The sequence below is a fragment of the Bradyrhizobium sp. Ai1a-2 genome (assembly GCF_000426245.1).
Classification (GTDB): Bacteria; Pseudomonadota; Alphaproteobacteria; order Rhizobiales; family Xanthobacteraceae; genus Bradyrhizobium.
Genome location: NZ_AUEZ01000070.1, coordinates 21,070 through 41,842, shown reverse-complemented (window position 1 = coordinate 41,842; position 20,773 = coordinate 21,070). Strand labels below are relative to the sequence as shown.

The 20,773-nt window shown below is 62.0% G+C and carries 22 protein-coding genes and 1 riboswitch; of the genes, 1 reads left to right on the top strand and 21 read right to left on the bottom strand.

Annotation, left to right across the window (positions count from 1 at the left end):
• Nucleotides 1-162: 162 nt before the first annotated feature.
• The 12 genes from K288_RS0133015 to K288_RS0132960 form a co-directional block, all read right to left on the bottom strand.
• Nucleotides 163-1,722 carry a porin gene (locus tag K288_RS0133015; protein WP_152535778.1) on the bottom strand — a complete coding sequence of 520 codons (1,560 nt, stop codon included), beginning with the start codon at nucleotides 1,720-1,722 and terminating at the stop codon, nucleotides 163-165.
• A gap of 387 nt (nucleotides 1,723-2,109) precedes the next feature.
• Nucleotides 2,110-2,844: a Crp/Fnr family transcriptional regulator gene (locus K288_RS47240; protein ID WP_084799885.1), complete on the bottom strand. Its 735-nt coding sequence runs from the start codon at nucleotides 2,842-2,844 to the stop codon at nucleotides 2,110-2,112.
• Between the two features lie 565 nt (nucleotides 2,845-3,409).
• Nucleotides 3,410-3,841 carry a hypothetical protein gene (locus K288_RS0133005; protein ID WP_027583394.1) on the bottom strand — a complete coding sequence of 144 codons (432 nt, stop codon included), beginning with the start codon at nucleotides 3,839-3,841 and terminating at the stop codon, nucleotides 3,410-3,412.
• A 91-nt stretch (nucleotides 3,842-3,932) separates the two neighbouring features.
• Entirely contained in the window at nucleotides 3,933-4,439 is a 507-nt protein-coding gene (locus tag K288_RS0133000) for a nuclear transport factor 2 family protein (RefSeq protein ID WP_043161353.1), read from the bottom strand.
• A gap of 53 nt (nucleotides 4,440-4,492) precedes the next feature.
• On the bottom strand, nucleotides 4,493-5,626 hold the full coding sequence (locus K288_RS0132995) for an alkene reductase (RefSeq protein ID WP_027583392.1): 1,134 nt from the start codon (nucleotides 5,624-5,626) through the stop codon (nucleotides 4,493-4,495).
• A 65-nt stretch (nucleotides 5,627-5,691) separates the two neighbouring features.
• Nucleotides 5,692-6,255, bottom strand: coding sequence for a TetR/AcrR family transcriptional regulator (locus K288_RS0132990; protein ID WP_244443343.1), 564 nt, complete (start codon nucleotides 6,253-6,255; stop codon nucleotides 5,692-5,694).
• 152 nt (nucleotides 6,256-6,407) lie between these two features.
• On the bottom strand, nucleotides 6,408-7,154 hold the full coding sequence (gene cobF, locus K288_RS0132985) for a precorrin-6A synthase (deacetylating) (protein ID WP_027583390.1): 747 nt from the start codon (nucleotides 7,152-7,154) through the stop codon (nucleotides 6,408-6,410).
• A 167-nt stretch (nucleotides 7,155-7,321) separates the two neighbouring features.
• On the bottom strand, nucleotides 7,322-8,053 hold the full coding sequence (gene cobA, locus K288_RS0132980; protein WP_027583389.1) for a uroporphyrinogen-III C-methyltransferase: 732 nt from the start codon (nucleotides 8,051-8,053) through the stop codon (nucleotides 7,322-7,324).
• The gene (locus K288_RS0132975) at nucleotides 8,050-9,360 is read right to left on the bottom strand and encodes a cobyrinate a,c-diamide synthase (protein ID WP_027583388.1); all 1,311 of its coding nucleotides are present in this window, start codon (nucleotides 9,358-9,360) and stop codon (nucleotides 8,050-8,052) included. The genes cobA and K288_RS0132975 overlap by 4 nt, the downstream gene beginning before the upstream one ends.
• The gene (gene cobM, locus K288_RS0132970; protein ID WP_027583387.1) at nucleotides 9,360-10,142 is read right to left on the bottom strand and encodes a precorrin-4 C(11)-methyltransferase; all 783 of its coding nucleotides are present in this window, start codon (nucleotides 10,140-10,142) and stop codon (nucleotides 9,360-9,362) included. The genes K288_RS0132975 and cobM overlap by 1 nt, the downstream gene beginning before the upstream one ends.
• Nucleotides 10,139-10,498 (bottom strand): cobalamin biosynthesis protein, encoded by a 360-nt coding sequence (locus K288_RS0132965; protein WP_027583386.1) that lies wholly within the window; start codon nucleotides 10,496-10,498, stop codon nucleotides 10,139-10,141. The genes cobM and K288_RS0132965 overlap by 4 nt, the downstream gene beginning before the upstream one ends.
• Entirely contained in the window at nucleotides 10,495-11,676 is a 1,182-nt protein-coding gene (locus K288_RS0132960) for a bifunctional cobalt-precorrin-7 (C(5))-methyltransferase/cobalt-precorrin-6B (C(15))-methyltransferase (protein WP_027583385.1), read from the bottom strand. Before K288_RS0132960 ends, K288_RS0132965 begins: the two co-directional genes overlap by 4 nt.
• Between K288_RS0132960 and K288_RS0132955 the strand changes: the two genes are divergently transcribed.
• Complete coding sequence (locus K288_RS0132955) at nucleotides 11,675-12,421, top strand: cobalt-precorrin-6A reductase (RefSeq protein WP_027583384.1); 747 nt, start codon at nucleotides 11,675-11,677, stop codon at nucleotides 12,419-12,421. The two genes, K288_RS0132960 and K288_RS0132955, sit on opposite strands and share 2 nt — an antisense overlap.
• Here K288_RS0132955 and cobJ read toward each other — a convergent pair.
• The 9 genes from cobJ to K288_RS0132915 all read right to left on the bottom strand — a co-directional run bounded on the left by cobJ (nucleotide 12,397) and on the right by K288_RS0132915 (nucleotide 20,766).
• A complete protein-coding gene (gene cobJ, locus K288_RS0132950) occupies nucleotides 12,397-13,131 on the bottom strand; it encodes a precorrin-3B C(17)-methyltransferase (RefSeq protein ID WP_027583383.1) in 735 nt (244 codons plus the stop codon). The two genes, K288_RS0132955 and cobJ, sit on opposite strands and share 25 nt — an antisense overlap.
• Nucleotides 13,128-13,859 carry a precorrin-2 C(20)-methyltransferase gene (locus tag K288_RS0132945; protein ID WP_027583382.1) on the bottom strand — a complete coding sequence of 244 codons (732 nt, stop codon included), beginning with the start codon at nucleotides 13,857-13,859 and terminating at the stop codon, nucleotides 13,128-13,130. The genes cobJ and K288_RS0132945 overlap by 4 nt, the downstream gene beginning before the upstream one ends.
• A 2-nt stretch (nucleotides 13,860-13,861) precedes the next feature.
• Nucleotides 13,862-14,491, bottom strand: coding sequence for a precorrin-8X methylmutase (locus tag K288_RS0132940; protein ID WP_027583381.1), 630 nt, complete (start codon nucleotides 14,489-14,491; stop codon nucleotides 13,862-13,864).
• Complete coding sequence (cobG, locus tag K288_RS0132935; RefSeq protein WP_027583380.1) at nucleotides 14,491-15,654, bottom strand: precorrin-3B synthase; 1,164 nt, start codon at nucleotides 15,652-15,654, stop codon at nucleotides 14,491-14,493. Before cobG ends, K288_RS0132940 begins: the two co-directional genes overlap by 1 nt.
• A complete protein-coding gene (locus K288_RS52800; protein ID WP_152535775.1) occupies nucleotides 15,651-15,914 on the bottom strand; it encodes a DUF1636 family protein in 264 nt (87 codons plus the stop codon). The genes cobG and K288_RS52800 overlap by 4 nt, the downstream gene beginning before the upstream one ends.
• A 91-nt stretch (nucleotides 15,915-16,005) precedes the next feature.
• A riboswitch (cobalamin riboswitch) is annotated at nucleotides 16,006-16,221 on the bottom strand.
• A 399-nt stretch (nucleotides 16,222-16,620) separates the two neighbouring features.
• Entirely contained in the window at nucleotides 16,621-17,580 is a 960-nt protein-coding gene (locus K288_RS0132930; RefSeq protein ID WP_043161352.1) for an aliphatic sulfonate ABC transporter substrate-binding protein, read from the bottom strand.
• Nucleotides 17,581-17,661: 81 nt separating this feature from the next.
• Nucleotides 17,662-18,438, bottom strand: coding sequence for a MetQ/NlpA family ABC transporter substrate-binding protein (locus K288_RS0132925; RefSeq protein WP_027583378.1), 777 nt, complete (start codon nucleotides 18,436-18,438; stop codon nucleotides 17,662-17,664).
• 55 nt (nucleotides 18,439-18,493) lie between these two features.
• Nucleotides 18,494-19,318, bottom strand: coding sequence for a MetQ/NlpA family ABC transporter substrate-binding protein (locus tag K288_RS0132920; protein WP_027583377.1), 825 nt, complete (start codon nucleotides 19,316-19,318; stop codon nucleotides 18,494-18,496).
• Nucleotides 19,319-19,350: 32 nt separating this feature from the next.
• On the bottom strand, nucleotides 19,351-20,766 hold the full coding sequence (locus K288_RS0132915) for an LLM class flavin-dependent oxidoreductase (RefSeq protein ID WP_027583376.1): 1,416 nt from the start codon (nucleotides 20,764-20,766) through the stop codon (nucleotides 19,351-19,353).
• Nucleotides 20,767-20,773 lie beyond the last annotated feature (7 nt).

Below are 20,773 nucleotides of genomic sequence, written 5' to 3'. Positions count from 1 at the left end.
GCTGGAGCTTTTGTTGCACCAAATCCTGGTCAGGCTCATCCTCCGATTTCAGCTCGTCCCAAGCTGAAATCAGACTTCTTCACGGGCGACTAAATCGAGCCTCCGGCAGGGCATTGCCGGAGGCCTTGGAGATTTGACAGAACCGCCTTTGCTGGTAGGTCGTCAGAAATTGCGCTGAACCCGGACGTTCAAGCTGACCGTGTCTTGGTCCTTGAACTCGTAGGCCGCGACCGGCTTCGGAGCGCCAGGACCGAAGACCGAGGTGGCAGCGGCGCCACCTACACCGCCCATCTTCTGGTCGAGGCGCGTCCATATCGCTTCCGCCGAGAACGCCAGGTTTTTGACGGGCGTCCAGCGGGTAACTACACCGAGTTGCGAGACATTGAAGCTCGGATCGCAGGTGTATGTCACGCCCTGACCAGGGTGGTTGAGACCGAAGGCCGCGCAGTAGGCCCCTTTGGCCGTCCTTAGATCACCGACGGTTCCATCATAACGGATGGCCGAATAGCTGCCGAACAAGCTGGTCGACCAGTACGGATCCCAGTTGTGGTTAAACGCGCCACGGACGCCCAAAGCCTTGGTCAGCTTCAGCTGGCCGTCGCCGCCGAGCAAGGGCGGCAGGTAGACTGCGTCCGTCGTGGCGCCGAGGCCGATACTCTGGTAAGCAACGCTGCTGCCGCCGAACATCGCAAAGCTCGGCGACGTGGCAGAAGTAGAGATCACGTTCTTCGTGTCACCCACGGCGTAAGTTGCGTCTAGCTTAATGTCATCGCCTGCGCCGGTCGGGATGTTCTTGATCTGTAATGCTGCCATTACCGAGCCGCCCCACTTGTCTTGGGGGTGACCGGAGATTTCCGACAGCGCAGTCGGCGCCGCAGGCGGCAACCCAACAGCACCGGCCGGCGCCGCTACGGTGTTGAGGATATTGTAGGACCCGCTCACGTTGTGAGCCGCGGCCGAAATCTGAAACAGACCCCAGGCTTGACCGACGCGAATGTTGCCGACAACGTCGGGAGCACGAACGCCGGCATAGGCATTGCCGCTCAGACCAATGCCATTGAGGCCGGTCGACAGGTTGTACACGGCGGTCCGGTTGAAGACGGTCGGGTCGTCGAGACCGATGGTGGCCGACACGCCATCGCCGAACTGCGCGCTGTACTGGATGTTGTTCACCCCGGTAACTGTGTCATGACCACCGAGCAGGAACGACGTGTTGTTGCCAGGGTATCCATGCCACGGCGTGGCGTAGGCCGACGCAGACTTGCCGAAGGTGAAGCCGGCAAACTGGATGAAAGTGTACTCGACGGATACGTAGCCGCCGCCCGGCGTGTAGAGCAAGTTGGCGCTGGCGACCGGCAATGAGCCGTTGATCGCGTTAGGGCTATAGCTGGCATTCCCTAAAGTGTCGAACGTAAAATTGGCCTGACTGAAGGTGCGGACGACCCCGTACTCAGTTGCGGTGCGCGTATCGACGGTAAACGCCATACGCGAACGTCCGACGAAATAGTCACGATAGCGATTGCCCTGACCAGGATCGCCAGCCCACGCGGGCGAGTCCTGCACGGCGAAGCCGTTGAACGTGGTATCGACGCGCAGGTAGCCGCCCAGCTTGATGCAGGTATCGGTGCCCGGAATGTAGAAGAATCCCGCGCCATAGAGCGAACAGATTCGCACATACTCGACCGGCTGTGCTTTCGTCGGAAGATCGGCCGCGTGAGCCATGGCGGTTGCAACCAGGCTCACCGTCGAACTCAAGATCACAGTTCTGCGTATCCTCACGCAAACCTCCAAGATGTTTTCTTGCGAGGAGCGATTCCGATGCGCGCAACGGAAATGCCCTCGCCTCCCCCCATTCACCCTGACTTGACCTTCACTTCCGACTAAGCGGCGGAGCGTCGTGCCAACCAGAGCGGCGCGAGGAAGACCATCCTCGTCACGTTCCCGAGAATGACGAAGGAGGCTTTGGTGAAGAAGGCGAAGCTTTGTACGCAGCGAACCATTCGCGCTCGACAAGCTTCAGGTGTGACGCGAACGCTTCAGGTTTCGTACGCAACGTACGAATCGCGCCAACGCTGGAGAAGCGAACTGGAAACTTTCACTAAGCAGGCACTATTCTTGCGAGACATCAAATAGAGTGCAGCCAAGCTCACGTTCCAACCGGTAAGCTTCAGATATCGTCGCGTGGCACGAGCATGCTCTTTGATCGAGAAGTTGACGATTTCGAACGCGAAGCGCCCCGCGGGCTTTCACAATCGACCCTTCATCTTCAAATCGCCTTAGGGCTTCGGTGACGCTCGCACGCCGTAGCCCCAGCATCGTCGAAAGATAATCATGGGTAACCGGTATATTAGTTCCGCCCGCGACGTCAGACGCATGACAAAGCCAGCCCGCAAGGCGCTGCGTAAGCTGATGATGAATTCCGCACAAGGCGACTTGGGAGCAGTGGATCAGCAGCACTTGAACGCTATGGAGAAAGTGCTCTCGCAACCGCGGCCGCTCTTCCATTAAATTCGACAAATCCTCCACGTAAATGTTGAGCGATACGCCCGAGGTCACCGCAACGCACTGGTGACCAGACTCGCCAGCCCCGAACAGGGCGGAAATCCCTACCACTCCCTGCACGCCTACCAGGGCCAATTCGACGATACTGTCACTCGAAATTCTCCTCAGGGAAACGAGACCCGATTCCACAAAGCCGATGTCCGCGACTCGCCTCTTCTGTTGTTGCAGAACAGAGCGCTCATTGAAAAACGTCTTGCGGAGATAGGGGCGCATGCAAGCAAGATCGGTCGGCGATAGACCGTTCAAGATCCTGTTATTTACCGGTGGGCGCAGCACGAGCATTAAACGTTCCCGCCATCGAATGATCTTGTTGCGATCGCCGCTCCTGCGAGAGTTCACGTCAGGCCCAGCTCAACTGAACCTCTTTCGAACCAGGAACAACCGCACTTCCGTCGATGGATTTGGCGTCTATCGCGGGGAGAGGCGGATCAATCTCGCGATGGCGTCGCTCCCAATCTGCCGTGGGGATAACAAGCTTGTCCCCGCGTCACTGCCCGCATCTTGACTCCTCCCATTGCGATCGTCATTGGACCACAATATGAGGTTATAATGATAGTATGTCAACCGGCTGCCGGCGAAGCGTCGGCAAGGACGGCCCGGCCGGTCGACTCTGCAGCCTTTTTCGAGCGGCGGAGATCACGATGGACGATCTCCTAGAGCGTGATGATTTCTCTTCGAATGACCATCGATGCTGCCATGAACGCATCGTCGACGAACCGCTGGGTTGCGAGTCCGCATCAGTCGGCCGGCACCAATCTCCTTGCCGGCCGCCTCTGCATGGAGCCAAGTGACGAGGGTTCAGCCGCCGCCAACCGTAGGCTCATTGGGTGCCCTCTTCGCAACACCCCTAACGCGTTGCCGCCAGCGCGGCGGCTTGCGCTCCCGTCAAGTATAGATCGCCGTAGCGATCTCCAACACGCTCCCACATCAGACGCGAGAAGAGCAAGGCTGCATCGAGTGGATGGTGATTGATCAAGATTGCGTCCGCTTCACCTGCAGCATTCATGTGAACCCAAACGGCGCACTCGACAGGAACGCCCTGAATCTGCGCGCGATAGGATTCCATGAAAAAGCTCTCACCGACGTCGCCGCGGTAGGTGAAGTTCTGAAACTCGTATAGTGGAATAGCTTCCTTCAGCAGGGCAACGATCGTCTCTCTGCCTTGGACGGGCCGCTTGAGAACCGCGCCTTCAAGCGTGGCATCCTCAGCCAACTTCGCCAGCCACGGCGGGGGCCCAGCGGGCTTCGGAAGCAATGGGGCGGTATCGTTGAACTTCATTTGTGGTCTCCCGATCGTACGTCGTCAGAGGCAGTCGCGGTGGTGCGACTGCAAATGGCAGGGAACGTGAATGTCATCCACCGAACCGGCATCAGAACATCCCGTTGCTGTTCTTTCCGGCTTCCGGAATGGGTTGGATGCGGTCCCAATGCTCGACGATCTTTCCGTCCTCGAGCCGGAATATCTCGCCGATCGCGAGGCCGCGCTCGCCCGGAAACCGAACCATGTGGACATCCATGATGACGTAGTCGCCGTCGGCGAAGATCCGCTTGATTTCACTATGCGAGTCCGGATGGTCGCTGCGAACCCACTCGATAAACCTGCGAAACCCCTCGCGTCCCTCCTCCACCAGCGGATTGTGCTGTCTGTAGGAAGCTCCGACATACCCGAGGGCTCTGTCGGGATTCTTTTCGTTGAGAGCAGCATTGTAAAACGCGACGACCACGCGCTTGTTCTTCTCTTCGCGGGGCGAATCGGAGCTCGTGCCGGGTGTCCGCTGCACTTCCTCGGGGACCTGCCCCAACGCGACGGGCGCTGCCAGCGTTCCCGCCGCGGCTATCGCGGAAGCGCCCAATACGAGTTCGCGTCGTGCAAGCAATATGACATCCTCCTTCTGATGCGGTCAACGCTTGGAATTGAGAGCAAACGTATTCACGCAGCCGCCTCGGCACGGGCGGAGCTTTCGCCGAGCGTCGGGTAGTCTGTGTAGCCGCGCTCGTCGCCGCCATAGAATGTCGAGCGATCATAGGCGTTGAGCGGTGCATCGATCGCCAGGCGACGAGGCAAGTCGGGGTTGGCGATGAATGCCCGACCGAAGGCAACGGCATCGGCGCGGCCGTCGTCGATCGCCGCCTCGGCGCTGTCCTTCGTGAAGCCGCCCGAAGCGATCAAGGGGCCGCTGAAAGATGCACGGAACAACGTCGCCGCAGAATCCGGCAAATGCAGATTCTGCTCGTCCGAGAGTCCTGCATTCGAACGAGGCTCGATCAAATGAAGATACGCGCCCTCGCGGGCCGAAAGTGCCTCGATCACGTAGGTGAACAGTACGACCGGATCCGAATCGCCGATGTCACCGAGCGTGCCGTAGGGAGAAAGCCTGACCCCGACCCTCGACGCGCCGTAAACGCTTTCCACCGCGTCCAGGACCTCGAGCAGGAACCGCGCACGATTGGCGACAGATCCTCCGTACCGATCAGTTCGACGGTTCGTCCGATCCTGCAGGAACTGGTCGATCAGGAACCCATTGGCGGCGTGAACTTCGACCCCATCAAATCCGGCGGGTTTCGCTCGAGTAGCCGCCTGCCTGTATTGTTCCACGACGCCGGAAATCTCATGGAGCTCCAGCGCGCGGGGTATCTCGAAGGGATAGGCCTTGAAGTCGGCGCCATAGGCTTTTCCTGAAGGTCGCACGGCAGAGGGTGCTACGGGCACTGTGCCGTCGGGCCGATGGCTCGAATGGGAGATGCGACCTGTGTGCCAGAGCTGGAGGAAGATGATGCCCCCGTGCGCGTGCACCGCGTCCGTCACCAACTTCCAGCCGGCCGCCTGCTCATCGCTGTGGATACCGGGCGTGCGCGGAAAGCCTTTGCCTTGCAGCGATATCTGCGTAGCTTCCGAGATGATGAGCCCGCCCTTGCTCGCACGCTGACCATAATATTTCGCGTTCAGAGCGGTGGGTACATCTCCAGGCTGAGACGCCCGCATGCGCGTAAGCGGCGCCATCAGCACGCGATGTTCAAGACGGAAAGGGCCGACCCGCAGGGGTGCAAACAGTGATTGGGTCATAGTATATAATCAAGCTGACCGGTCATATTGAATAGGGGTAAAACTATGTTGCCGCCGACATGGCGCTAGGACGAAATGCTCGTGAACACCACCTGGAAGAAGGCCCGGAAAGCACCGTCATCGCGATCCACCTTTGACCGCATCACGGCGCCTTCCCACGAGTTCAGCAAGAAGGCTGCGATAGCCTTCGGCTCAAGATCGCGGCGAAGAGATCCATTTAGTTGCGCTTCCTTCACACATGTTTCGATGGCACGGCTCCATGCCGCCAGGATCACGGCCAGACGCTCCCGCACCAAACGACTTTGATCGGGCATTTCGGCGCCCATGTTTCCGATCATGCAGCCGCGCTCGTAGTCGCAGTCGCGACCGACGCCGCTCAGGCGCTCAAAGTAGCTTTTGAGCCGATCGAGCGGCGGCCTGCTTTCGTCGTTGAGCTCTTGCAAATGACTCAGGACGACCCGCCAGTAGCGCTCCAGCGCTTCCACGGCGAGCGCCTCCTTGCTCTCGAAATGATTGTAGAAGGAGCCCTTCGGCACCTTCGCCGCGTCGGTGATGTCCTGCACGCTGGTCGCGTTGAACCCCTTGCGATGGAGGGTCCCAACGGCGGCATCAATGATAAGCTCTTTCACACTATGTCGTGGCATAGCCTCAAGATGACCGACCATCTTAGATTTGTCAACTCGCGATAATGCGCGTCAATTTGGGCTTGGGCTTGCATGCTCGCTCCTACGCGCCCCCGACCGGCGGCTCAAGCCGACCGGCGCGCAAAGGTTCTCCGATTTTACCGGCGCTTGAGAATGTAGCTGTCCATGATCCAGCCGCGCCGTTCACGCGCAGCTTTGCGGGCGGCGACGATGCGGGGGCCTACCTCAGCCAGTTCGCCGGACATGACGATCTGATCGGACATGCCAAGATAGGCTCCCCACCAGATATGAAGTCCTTTGGGATCAAGAGACTGGAAGGCGGTGCCGCCATCGAGCATCACGACCACGGTTTCCGTACCGGCGGGCCATCCATCTTCACGCAGCCGTCGTCCGGTCGTAACCAGGAAGGGCTCGCCGATGTCGGTCAGCGGCAGCGCGTGCGCTGCGCAGAGTGTCTGGATCGATGTGATGCCGGGGATGACTTCGATTGATGGCAATGGATCGAGCCGTCGCGCAATGCGTAGGCTCGAATCAAACAGCGAGGGATCTCCCCAGACCAGCAGTGCAACGCGCCCGGTGCTGCCGAGGTGGGCTGCGATCGTCTGCGACCAGGTCACGCCGACAGCGTCATGCCAATCGTCGACGCCCTTGCGGTAGTCGGCCTCGCCGCCGTCGCGTACAGGCAGATCAAGCTCCACGATTTGTGTCCTGGCGTTGGTCAGCACATCCGCGCAGATCGTTCGCCGCAATTCAGCGAGGTCAGACTTCGCAGTTCCCTTGCGAGGAATCAGGATGAGATCGGCAGCATTGATCGTGCGGATCGCCGCGAGCGTAACCTGCCCGGGATCGCCGCAGCCGATACCTATGAGGGAGAGCGTCAGCATGCCGTGGATGAGGGGCGGTCGCAGCGACCGCTCAACACGAGTTTTGCGCCCGTCACGATCTCGGGTTCGATATGCATGGCCTTAAGTCCTTCCTGCGGTCATTGATGGCCCCGGTGCCGAAAACTGCCTCCACGCCAAAGCGAAGCAAGCGAAAGCTGATAGCAAGATCACGGCGGATATTGCTCCGCCAGCGCGCCGAACAAAATAACTGTCGTCGGAGTTGCGGCAATCCCTCGTGCAAGCTGCTCGGCGAGCACGGCGATTGTGGTGCGGACGAGCCGCTCATCGGCGCCCCCCAGAGATTCGGCGAACAGCGCAGGCGTGTCGGGCGGAAGGCCATGCTCGACCAGCTTGGCAGCCAAGGATGGAAATGTACGCCGGCCCATGTAGACAACGGTCGTCGCATCCGGATCGGCGAGCGCCGCCCAATTCAAGTTCGCAGGCAATTCACCGCTGACGTCGGCGCCGGTCACGAATTGCACCCGGCGCGAGGTGCGCCGCCGGGTCAATGGAATACCCGCCTGCGCTGCGGCGACGCACGCCGACGTCACGCCCGGAATGATCTCATAACCGATGTCCGCGGCACGCAGCGCCTCGATCTCCTCCTCGAGCCGACCGAAGATGCCTGCGTCTCCCGATTTCAGGCGGACCACACGTGCGCCCGTCGCGGCGTAGTCGACCAGCAGCCGATTGACATGGTCTTGCTTGGTTGAGGGGCGACCCGCGCGCTTGCCGATTGCAACAAGACTGGCGTCCGGATGCGCGAGATCCAGGATCGCGCCCGAGGCCAAATCGTCATAGAGCACCACGTTGGCATGGCGCAGCCGGGCGGCGCCTTTGAGCGTCAGGAGCTCTGGATCGCCAGGTCCGGCCGAAACGAAGGACACGAATCCGCTCACCGGTCCTCTGCAATTAGATGGAAGAAGGTACCTGTTGCTTGACCGCGCCGCGAGCCCGTCTCGGCGACGATCGCGCCGGCGGCGTCGCGCACAATGGCGAGCGGTGCGTCAGGTTGTGCAACGATCGTGGAATAGTGAAACTCATGACCTCGCAGGCGCGCGCTGGCCGGATGCCTCAGCATAGGAGCGGCGAGCTCGGCGATTCGGTAGCCCAGATGCAGGCGACGTTTGGCAAAGCTCGTCTCAAGGCCGAGCAGATTGACCATCTCGTGGCGTGCGCCCTCGGCGTCGGTCAAGGCAGTGCCCAGCACCATATAGCCTCCGCACTCGCCATGCACCGGCCGCGTCTCGGCGAAAGCCCGCAGCGCCGCCCTAAATCGCATGTTCGCCGAGATCCGGCCGGCGTGCAGTTCGGGATACCCGCCGGGCAACCAGCAAATGTCAGCATTCGCGTCCGGTCCTTCGTCGGCAAGCGGTGAAAAAGTCGAAATCTCCGCGCCCGCAGCCCGCCAGGCTTCGAGCATGTGCGGATAGAAGAAGGAGAATGCGGCGTCGCGCGCGAGCGCAATGCGCTGACCGGGTGGTGTGATCTTGAGACTGCAAGGGGTGGATGGCGGCGACCAGGCACTGGCGGATTGTAGCACCGCATCCAGATCGACATGCTCGGTTACGACTCGCGCGGATTCGGCAATCAGACCGCCCACCTCCGCCTGCTCCTCCGCCGGCACCAAGCCGAGATGCCGGCTCGGCAAGCTGATCTGGGCATGGCGCGGCAGTGCACCGAACACGACGATACCGGCGTCCGTCATGGCGCCTCGGACGAGGTCCTTATGCCGCGCGCTTCCTACTCGGTTGAGAACGACGCCGGCGAGCCGCACGCCCTTGCGGAAGTTGCGCAATCCCGTAACGATCGCGGCGGCCGTCTGCGCCTGGCCGGAGACATCAATGACGAGCAGCACTGGCCAGTCCATCATCTCGGCGATGTCGGCCGTCGCGCCGGTCCCCAGGACACCGCGCACGGCAACGCCGTCGAACAGGCCCATCGATCCCTCAGCAAGCACGATATCAGCGTCCGCTCCGCGGCTGACGAGGCGCGCAATCATCTCGCGATCCATCGCCCAGCTATCGATATTGACAGACGCACGCCCTGTGGCGGCTGCGTGAAAACCGGGATCGATATAGTCAGGTCCGCTCTTGAAGCACTGCACGCGCAATCCGCGATCGCGATAGGCACGCGCGAGCGCCAGAGTCAGCGTTGTCTTGCCAGCACCGGAGGCGGGCGCCGAGATGATGAGGCCCGCCGCCATCACGACGCCTCAGGAAAGGGTGATGAGGCTCCGACCGGACGGTAGCGGCGATCATAGTCGGCTGCGTAGAGGCGACTCTCCGCGAACTCGTCCGAGCCCAATGTCCGGCCGACCAAAATGACCGCGGTTCGTTCAAGCGTGGTGCCAACGGCGGTGTCGAGCGTGCCAAGCGTTGCACGGAAGATGCGTTGGTCTGGCCAGCTTGCGCGCCAGACGATCGCGACCGGGCAGTCGGCGCCGTAGTGCGGCGTAAGTTCGGCGATGACCTTATCGAGCTTATGGATCGACAAGTGGATCGCAAGCACCGCACCAGTCGCAGCAAAGGCCGCGAGCTTCTCGCCCTCCGGCATCGCGCTCGCCCGACCTGGCGTGCGTGTCAGCACTACGGATTGCGCAAGCCCGGGCAATGTAAGTTCAGCCTCGAGTGCTGCGGCGGCGGCCGAGAAAGCCGGCACGCCCGGCGTGATCTCATAGGGGATATTGAGTGCGCGCAGGCGGCGCAACTGCTCTCCCATCGCTGACCAGATCGAGAGATCGCCGGAATGCAGGCGCGCAACGTCCTTGCCATCCGCATGCGCGGCGGCCATCTCGGCTATGATCTCATCGAGCGATAGCGGCGCGGTGTTGACGATGCGCGCGCCGGGCTTGCAATGCGCAAGAACACCCTCCGGCACGAGCGAGCCTGCGTAAAGGCAGACGGGACAGGCCGCAATCAGGTCACGCCCGCGCAAGGTGAGCAGATCTGCGGCGCCAGGGCCCGCACCGATGAAGTGCACTGTCATTCACCGTCTCCTTCCGCGATTGCCGCGGTGGCCGTCCGATCCTGCGAAGTTGCCCGCGTCGAAATCAGGCGCGCATTGGGACCGGCGCTCGCGAGTGCCGTTGCTTCGGCGAGTGAACCTGTGCCGAATTTTTCCATGATGCGTTCGGACCGGGTCGACGTCGCAATGCCAGCCAGAATATTGGCCGGAACGGCCCTGATCGGCAGATCCAGCTCACGCGCCAGCAGCTTCAGCGCCTCCTCCTCCGCCTTTTCACTCACGGTCGCAATGACCGCGAGCCCATCGGCGCCGGCAAGTGCTTCACGCAACGAAGCGAGCGTGACATTGCACCTGAAACCAAAGCCGGCGACCTTCATCTGACCGCACTCCACTGTACGACCGGCCGCGCCGCCACCCAGGATCGATACCGTCCCAGTGAGTCCGCGTGAGCGATCTCGACGCGCATCAGTTGGCCGCCGTGTTGCCGATGCAGATCTGCGAACAGCGCCTCGGTCTCCAGTGTCACGGCATGCGCAACCAGCCGTGTGCCCATCTCCAGGCGCGACCAGATGGCATCGAACATTGCAGCGTTGAGGCCACCACCGACGAACACCGCATCTGGCGCCTCGAGCCCCGAGAGGATGTCCGGAGCTGTACCTTGCATGACGGTGATCCGATGCGCCAGACCGAAGGCCGACGCATTGCTGCGGATATTCGTAGCTCGATTTTCCGCGGCCTCGATCGCAATGGCCGTTCCTCCGCACAGGGCCCATTCGACAGAGATCGAACCGGAACCCGCGCCGATATCCCACAATGTTTCGCCAGGTCGTGGAGCAAGCGCCGACAGAGCAAGCGCGCGCACCGGCCGCTTGGTGATCTGACCATCATGTACAAAGAGATCGTCCGACAGGCCCGAGCTGCGCGCGAGCCCGCGCGGCCCCCGCGCCTCCAGCGCAATCGCTACGAGACCGTCGTCGAGTTCTGCCGTGTAGCTATCGACACGATGGTGACTGATACGTTCGCGCGGGCCTCCGAGTGCCGAGAGGCTCCAGATCGATGACCTGCCCCAGCCACGGTCCGTCAACCATTTCGCGAGATCGCCGCTCGCCTGCCCGTCGCGCACGAGGACGATAATTCGTGCCCTGTCCACCAGATGCGGGACCAAACGCTCGACCGGCGCGGCGTGGAGCCCAAGACAGGCGACGGCTTCGAGACGCCAGCCCAGCCGCGACGCTGCAAGCGAGAATGTCGAGGGTGCCGAATGCGCGATCCACTCGCCGGCCTCGAGCTTCTCCGCGAGCGTTCCGCCGACGCCATGCCAGAAAGGATCGCCCGAGGCGAGCACCGCCGTGGGACGGCCGCGACAACTCAACACGCCGGCCATATCGAAAGGCACGGGCCACGGGCGGCCGCGGTCGACAACGCCGGCCAGCGCAAGATGGCGTTCGCCGCCAAAGATCGTTTCGGCTTCGGCCAGCGCTTTTCGGCTTGCCTCGGACAGGCCAGCGAGGCCATCTTCGCCGATGCCGATGATGGTCAACCAGGGACTAGCCATGACGCGCGCGCTCATTCTGGGTGGAACGGCGGACGCCAATCTGCTTGCCAAGGCGATGGCACGCGCAGAGCTTGACGCGATCTATTCTTACGGTGGACGCACCCGAACGCCAGCAAGCCAGCCGCTGCCGACCCGCATCGGCGGCTTCGGTGGACCGACCGGCCTTGCCGACTACATTCGTCGAGAAAAAATCACCCATGTCGTCGACGCGACGCATCCCTTCGCAGCCGAAATAAGCCGCAACGCGGTTGCGGCTTGCGCGGCAACCGAAACGCCGTTGATCGCCCTTGAGCGCGCGCCATGGGCCCAGGTTTCCGGCGATCATTGGATCGAGGTGGCGGATATCGCGTCCGCAGTCGAGGCGTTGCCGGAGACCGGCGCGCACGTGTTGCTCGCAATCGGCCGGCAGCACATCACGCCCTTTGGGGCGCGGCCGCAGCACGCCTATACCCTGCGGTTTGTCGATCCGCCCGAAGGCACATTGCCCTTTGATGCCGACGTCATCGTGTCGCGCGGACCGTTCACGCTGGACAGCGAACTGGAGATGATGCGGGCGCGCGGCATCGAATGGATCGTCGCCCGCAATTCCGGCGGAGATGGCGCGCACGCCAAGATCGAGGCCGCGCGAGTGCTCGGCCTTCCAGTTATCATGCTGTTGCGACCGAAATTGCCCGACCGGTTGCGGGTGGAAAGCGTGGACGAGGTCATACAGCGGCTCGGTCACCGGGCATGCCTCGGTGCATAGACCCAGCGGCCAACCCGCCGCGTTGCCGAATTGCCGACGATCACAAGCGTCCGCATGTCGGCCATTTCCGGCCTCGACTCGCAGAGCCTTACCGTTTCAATCCTCTCATCGGGCGCGCTGACAGCGCGTGCGAAGATCACGATGCGTTCGCCGCAGCCTGCCCGGTTCAGGATATCCAGCGCACGACCGAATGCCTCCGGTCGACTTGACGAGCGCGGATTGTAGATTGCAATCGCAAAGTCGGCTTCAGCGGCGAGCCGCAGGCGCTTCTCGATCAAGGGCCAGGGCTTCAGATTGTCGGAAAGATTGATCGCGCAAAAATCATGGCCGAGCGGGGCACCGGCACGGGCGGCCGCAGCCAGCATCGCTGTCACGCCTGGGAGAACGCGGATATCAAGTTTCGCCCATTGTGGCTGCAGCTCGAGCGCCTCGAACACGGCTGACGCCATCGCAAAGACACCGGGATCCCCCGACGAGACCACCACGACCTGCCGTCCTTCGGATGCAAGCTGCAGGGCTTCGCTTGCTCGCTGCAATTCGACGCGATTGTCCGATGGGTGCAGTGTCAGGCCGTCACGTGGGCGCACACGGGCGACGTAAGCTGCATAGCCCACGATGTCGGTCGCCGCCGCGAGCGCAGCCGACACCTCAGGCGTCACGAGTGCCTCGTCGCCGGGCCCAAGTCCCGCGATGGCCAGCGTTCCCATCACTCGGCGGCCTCCATGCGCCGCCCTCGCCCGTGCACCAGCACTATCGCGAAATATGGACAATCCGACCCATCGACATCGATCAGCCGGGCAAGGCGCTCCCCCGGCATCGTCCCGCGCTCCACCAGCCACGCGTCGTTCAAACGACCGGCAGAGGCGAGCGCGCGGCGCACTTTTTGTAGATTGCGGCCGGTCTTCATGACCACGAGCGCGTCGGAATTTCGCATCCGCCGCTCCAACTCATCCTCTGCCAGCGTGCCCATCAAGATCGTCGTTACGTCGTCACCAAGCGCGATCGGCTGGCCGACCGAATTCCAGCAGCCCGCCATGCCCGGAATCCCGGCGATCACCTCGATTTCGATCCGCTTCTGCAATCGGGCGTGCAGGTGCATGAAAGAGCCGTAGAAGTAAGGATCGCCCTCACAAAGCACGACGACATCGACCGCGCGCGCAATGCGCGCGAGGCGCTCTGCCCATTCGTCGTAAAAGCCCGCGAGCAATCGGATATAATCCGGACTGTCGAACGCGATCTCCGTCGTAACGGGGTATTCCATTGGGTATTCGCAGACGTCCGCCGCCAGCATTCCCTCGACAATGCGGCGTGCCTGGCCCAGACGCCCCTTCTTGCGGAAATAGGCGACGTGTTTCGCCGCGCGCACCTCGCGATCAGCGCGCACGCTCATCAAGTCCGGATTGCCTGGCCCGAGCCCGCAGCAAATGATACGGCCCATCGTTACTCGCTCCGGCTCGCCAGTGCGTTCACGGCGGCGGCGGTGATCGCCGAACCGCCAAGCCGCCCTTCGACTGTCAGCGCCGGCGCGGGCGGATCGGCCATCAATGCAGCCTTGGATTCAGCCGCACCGACGAAGCCGACCGGACAACCGATGATCGCGGCCGGCCTCGGACAGTCGGAGTCCTCCAGCATATTAAGAAGATGAAACAGCGCGGTCGGCGCATTGCCGATTGCAACAATCGCGCCCTCCAGGTGCGGCCACCACAGCTCGACCGCGGCGGCGGAGCGGGTGTTATGCATGGACTGCGCGAGCGCTGGAACGGCGGGGTCACCGAGCGTGCAGATGACGGCATTGCCGGCCGGCAGTCGTGCGCGGGTAATTCCCTCGGACACCATCCTCGCATCGCAGAGAATCGGCGCACCCTTCTGCAATGCGGCACGCGCAGCCGCCACCATGCCGCGCGTAATACGAACATGACCTTCGAGCCCCACCATGCCGGCCGCATGGATCATGCGCACCACCACTGGTTCCTCGTCGGGCGTGAAACGGCGGAGGTCCGCCTCAGAACGGATAGTAGCGAAGGATTGTTGATAGATCGCCGCACCGTCGGTTTGGTAGATGTGCGACATCAGCGCATCCTCGCCAAGACGGAGGGATCTTCGATGATGCTTGCGCCGCTTAGATTGTGGCGGACAGGCATATCCCGCGTCGAGCCGTCACGGATGAGATCAAAACCGTCTCTGGTTGCAACCAGCGTGATCGACGCCGAACCGGAATGGGCGCAGCCCTTGGCGCAACCGGAAACGTGAAGCCGCGCGCCGGGCGCAATGTGCGGCGCGAGTGCTGCCGCAAGCGGGCGCGTCTCGGCATGTGCATCTCGGCATCGCGGCGCGCCGCTGCAAGCAACGATGCGAAGCGCCGGATCGTCGGGCCGTACGACGAGATCCGGCGATTGTGGAATCTCGCGCAGCCCCTCTGCCAGCATCATGCGCCATGGCGTCGTGCGGAACGCCTGCGCGCGACCGGCAAGATCGCGTAGTGTCGAATGAGTCAGTTGCCCGAACACGGCGCCGACCAGCACGCCCTGTGAATATAGACCGGGCAGCGATGCGGCCCTCGCACGTGCAGGTTCGGCATCCCCTCGCAGAGCTTCCGGCAGCCGCACGCCAGAGCGGATATGCGCTGCCATGCGCCCCCGTCCGCTCCCGGCTCCGCCCGACGCGATGAACCATTCGGCAAGCGCGAGCGCGAGCGTCACAGCGTCACTTCGCGCAACGGAACGCCCGAATTCCGCGCCATCAGCGCGCACGATAAGCTCGCCCTCAAGATCGCGCTCAATCCGCACGTCAGCCGAGGCTGTCGCAAGAACGCGCGCCTTCCCGTCATCGATCGCAAAGCCGAATTTGGCCGGGAGGTCGAGGACACTGTCGGTGAGTGCACGCTCGAGCTCAGCGGCAAGCGAGCAGGTGCCGTCGCCAGTACACCAGAACGGCGTCACCAGGACGTTCCGCCGTCCCTCGGTCTCTGGATCGGGGTCGAGGAATCCCGACTGCGCGAGCCCGTCGAGCAATGGCAAATAGCCATCATTACTCACGCCACGGATCTGAATATTGGCGCGGGTGGTCAGATCGATCAGGCCATTACCGTAGCACTCGGCGAGATCAGCAATATCGGCGCCCTGCCTTGCGTCGAGCCTACCGCCATGCGGACGCACACGGACAACGAGCCCATCGCCTGATAACATCGGCCGAAGTGCGCCGGGGCACCAACCTTTGATCGCGACCGCGCTCATGAGACCTGCCGCAGCGCGGGTGCAATCCAATTGCGGCGCGTCCGCCAAAGGCGGTCGTACATATGTGACCTTTGCTCCGGCGCACTCAATGCGACCAAGCAGGCCTGGCTGCACGCAGACGAGCATTCGACGAGATCGACGTTGACGGCTTCCAGCACACTAACGCCGAGAACGGCCACATGCAGGCGCTCGCCGGGCGCAATCTGCTTTTCTGTCGGCGCCTGTCGGGCACGACAGGCAGTGTGAAGTGTGACAGTCATCACCCCATCCAGGATAGACAGAGGGAGGCGATGAGGTGCGAACCAATCCGATGGAAAGCTCGCGTCCCCGTCGCGGAACACCCAGTCCGGCGGTCTCAAACGTTGCGCTGGCAGGTCTCCCGGCTTGCGGAGTAGGACATTGTCCTTCGAATTCCCGCCTTCCCAATCCCATCAGGGATCAGTGGCCTCGGGCATCTCTCCGGTCACGGTCGCGGGGGCGGCTGCTAACCCAAATCTTCCGATTTGAGCCTTATCGCATTCCCTCTTCGCCTGTCGTGGGACAGGAACCAGCACAATCTCACCATTTGCCCAAGGCGACGACTTGTCAAGCCGAAGGACCGGGTCAGATGACGTCTGAACAGGATGCCGCTCTGGATGCAGACACGGTTTGCTGGCGTGGCGGCTCCAGCACTTCCACGGCATCCGACAGCGCCGACGACCATCTCGCCGAATTAGCCCCTGCTTTTGGAGGCCAAAACCGGCAAGGATTACAGAGAAATCGAAAAATCGATAGATAAGTGGGCTGATAGGTTAGCCAAATGGATGCTGTTGAATATGGGAAACGGTGCTGCCGCCAGGATAATTCAATGCAGCTGGATCGGCCCCAGCCTTCAACAACGTGAAGCCATAGCTTGAAAACATGACTGTCCGTCGCTGGGGAACGCAGGACGGAGCAATCGTTTTGGCGGCCCCTGAACGTCGCTGGCTACGATCCGGGTGTCCATTTCCAGACGATATCGGCGACCCTGACCGGTTTCGGGATCAATCCGAGGCGTGCAAAGCGGTCGGCCACAGACTGTTGGATCCTGATGATGTCCTCGTCGACCGGAACAACGGTATAGTTGGATCGCGCGACGAAACGCCTGATGGCTTCGATATCGACGCCGGTCGCCGTCGCCTGCGCCTGCGCGACCTCTTCATGATGTGCGTTGGCCCAGATGCCCTCGGAAGCGAAGACGTCGTTGAGGCGCGTCACAACGGAGGGATATCTGTCGACGAAATCGGCGCGCACGATGACGAAGGCATTGGGTTGGTGGATGTCCTTGGCAAACACGAGCACGCGCGCATCACCCTTCAGCTCCGCCAGAGCAAGATAGGGGTCCCAGATCGCCCAGGCATCGACCGCGCCCTGAGCAAAGGCCGCGGTCGCATCGGCCGGTGCGAGTGGGATCGGCTGGATGTCGCTCCAGGCGATCCCTGCCTTCTCAAGCGTCGCGACCAAAAGATTATGCGCGCTTGACCCCTTGCCGAAGGCTATGCGCTTGCCTTTGAGATCGGACAGCGACTTGATCGGCGACTCCTTGCGTACAACGACCGCCTGTGTGCCGCCTCCCTGCTTCACCGCGGCGGCGTACCGTATCCCGGCGGTCGCAGCCTGCGCGAAGATTGGCGGCGCGTCGCCGACATAACCGAAGTCAACACTGCCGACATTGATCGCCTCCAGCAGCGGCGGGCCAAACTGGAAATCGATCCATTGCACGTCCACGCCGAGTGGCTTGAACGCATCCTCGACTGTATGCCGTTGCTTTACCGCCGGGAAAAAGAACCCCCCTTTCTGTGTGCAGATGCGGATTACCTTCGGATGATCCTCGGCGCGTACTACCGGTGACAGCGCGACGCCCGCAGCGCCCGCCAGCGACAATCTCAAGAACTCTCTGCGTTCCACTATGACCTCCAGCCGAGGAGCAAATGTTGCTTCAACCATCGTATGATCGAAGAGACGATGGCGGTGCAGTCCAAAACGATCTCACCACGTCGCGATGTAGGTGCCCTTGAAGCGCTTCTCGAGAAAGTCCTTCACCGGCTGCGAGTGATAGGCATCAATGAGCTGAGCGACCCAGGGCTTGTCCTTATCCTCTGCGCGGACAGCCAGGATATTGACCCAGGGGCCGCTGGCCGCCTCGCGTGCGATGGCATCGACGGCTGGGTTGAGGCCGGCTTGCACCGCATAGTTGTTGTTGATCGACACCAGATCGACATCCTGCAATGCGCGTGGAAGCTGGGCGGCGTCCAGCTCGACAAATCTCAATTTCTTCGGATTGTCGGTGATATCGGCTATCGTGGACGCGATGTCGTTCGGGTCCTTCAACTTGATCGCGCCGTGCAGGGCCAGGATCATCAAGCCGCGCGCGCCGTTCGAAGGATCATTCGCGATCGCAACCCGCGCGCCTTCCGGAAGTTCGCCGAGCGTCTTGTATTTCAGCGAATAGACGCCCTGGGGCGAAGCGATGGTAGTAGCGACCTTGACGATCTTCCAGCCGGTCTTCGAAATCTGGTTCTTCAGATAAGGCTCGTGCTGAAACGAATTGGCCTCGAGATCGCCAAGCGCGAGTGCCTGGTTTGGAATGACGTAATCTGTGAACTCGACGACCTTGATGTCGAGCCCGCGTTCGGCGGCGCTCTTCCTGACGACGTCCATGATCTCGGCATGCGGACCCGCCGTCACGCCGACCCGAAGGGTCTCGGCGTGGACGGCGCCGACGAGCGTAAGAGCGGCGGCAACGAGTATAGCAAGATGACGCATCATTTCTCCGAGGTCAGAAAAGTGAGGGAGCCCGCAGCATGGCGAGCCGCAACTATCACCATACCGGCACGATGAAGCGGCCGTATTTCTTGGTGATGTAGTCTTTCACGTCGGGCGAGCGATAGATGGAGACGAAGCGCAGCAGCCGCGGATCGTCCTTCCTGTCGGTCCGCGCCACGAACTGCAGCGCGTAACGCGGATCGCCAAACCCGTCGGCGATCAGGAGGCTTTCGGGATCGCCGCCTGAGGCGATCAGATAATTGATGCTGACCTGCGCGAGTTCGACATCGTCGAGCACCCGCGGAAGCTGCGGCGCCTCGATCTCCAGGAACTTCAGGTTCTTGGGGTTTTCGACGATGTCGCGAATGTTGGCCTTTTCGCCTGCTCCCTCGCGCAACTTGATCAGCCCGGCCTTCTCAAACAGCAGCAATCCGCGCGCTTCGTTGACGGGGTCGTTGGCCACCGCAACCCGCGTGCCCGGATGAACCTCGCTGAGCTTGCTGATTTTCTTCGAATAGAGGCCGACCGGAAGCACATAGGTCGGCGCGATCGCCGTGAAGGTATAGCTGCGCGTCGCGATGGCGTTGTTGAGGAAAGGCGTATGCTGGAACAGATTGGCGTCGATATCCCCGCTCTGCAGCGCCTCGTTCGGCGTCACCCAGTCGGAAAACTCGACCACCCTGACGTCGAGGCCCTGCTCCTTCGCACGCGCAGCGGCAAACTGGATGATATCGGCAATCGGACCGCCCGATGTGCCGACTTTGAGCGGCTCGGCGGCCTCGCCCGCTCGAGCGAACCCAAGAGCGAACAGGGCGCTCGCCGCGGCCATCGCAAGCAAGGAGCGCCGATTACGATCGTCGATTCCAATACCGCTCTTCATGAAAGTCTCCCCTCTTCATTTACCCTCAGGAGTTACGCGATAGTTGCAGGCAGTGGCGGCGTCCGTTCGTCGCCGACGTCGATTTCGCGACGATACCGATAGGACGCCCCGATGTGGGTCTCCGGCAAACGCGCTGATCCGCCGAACAGTTTTTGCCGCAGAGTCCCCTCGCGATACGAAGTCTTGTAGACGCCGCGCTCCTGCAGGATCGGTACGACCAGATCGACGAAATCCTCCAATCCTTCCGGCGTCACGACCCGGCTGAGATTGAAACCGTCGATCCCGGTCTCCTCGACCCAGTTCTGCAACTCGTCCGCCACCTCTTCCGCCGACCCCACGAACGGCTTTGTCCGGCTGCCGAGCCCCATCTCGCCGAGCAACTTTCGCAGCGTCCATTGCTCGCTTGAACGCGTGGTCAATGCTTCCAAAATCGACTGCATCGAGTTGGTGTGCTCGTGCCGGAGCGGCGCATCGATATCCTCCTTCGCGTAGTCGATCCCGACGGAACTTGCGAAATGCGCGAGCGCTCCTTCGACGCTGCCGTAAGACTTGTAGTCGGCGAATTTCTCTTCCGCCTCCTTGCGCGTACGCCCGACCACGACCGCACGACTTGCGAAGACGACGATATCTTCAGGGTTGCGGCCGTTCTTGATCGCTTGCGCCCTGACGTCCTTGACGAGCGCGCGCACGTTGTCCTTGGTCGAGGTCGCCAGAAAGATGCACTCTGCGTGCCGGGCCGCGAAAGCCCGGCCACGGGTCGAGACGCCAGCCTGGAACAGGACCGGCGTGCGCTGCGGCGAGGGTTCGCTGAGATGGACGGCATTGATGCGGTGACGCCGCCCGATATGATCGATCGCGTGGACCTTCGCCGGATCCGCATAGATGCGGTTAACGCGGTCCGCGAGAACCGCGTCGTCCTCCCAACTCCCTTCGAGGAGTTTGTAGATGGCTTCCATGTATTCGTCGGCGAGATCATAGCGGTCGTCGTGCTCGAGCTGCCGATCCAGCCCCATCGCCCGCGCGGCACTGTCGAGATAGCCGGTGACGATGTTCCAGCCCGCCCTGCCCTTAGTGAGGTGATCGAGCGTCGACAGGCGGCGGGCGAACAAATAAGGCGTCTCGTAGGTCGCGTTCGACGTCACGCCGAAGCCGATGTTCCGGGTCACCGCCGCCATGACCGGCACGACAAGCAACGGATCATTGATGGGAATTTGCACCGCGCCCCGGATCGAGGCTGCTGGCGAGCCGCCATAGACGTCATAAACGCCGATGATATCCGCAAGGAAGATCGCATCGAACAGGCCGCGCTCGGCCGTCCGCGCCAAATGCTGCCAATATTCGATATCCGTGTAGCGGGGCGATTGATCGCGTGGGTGTGACCACATCCCGTGCTGGATGTGGCCGACGCTGTTCATGTCGAAGGCGTTGAGCCGAATCTCTTTCGGCATGATGGGC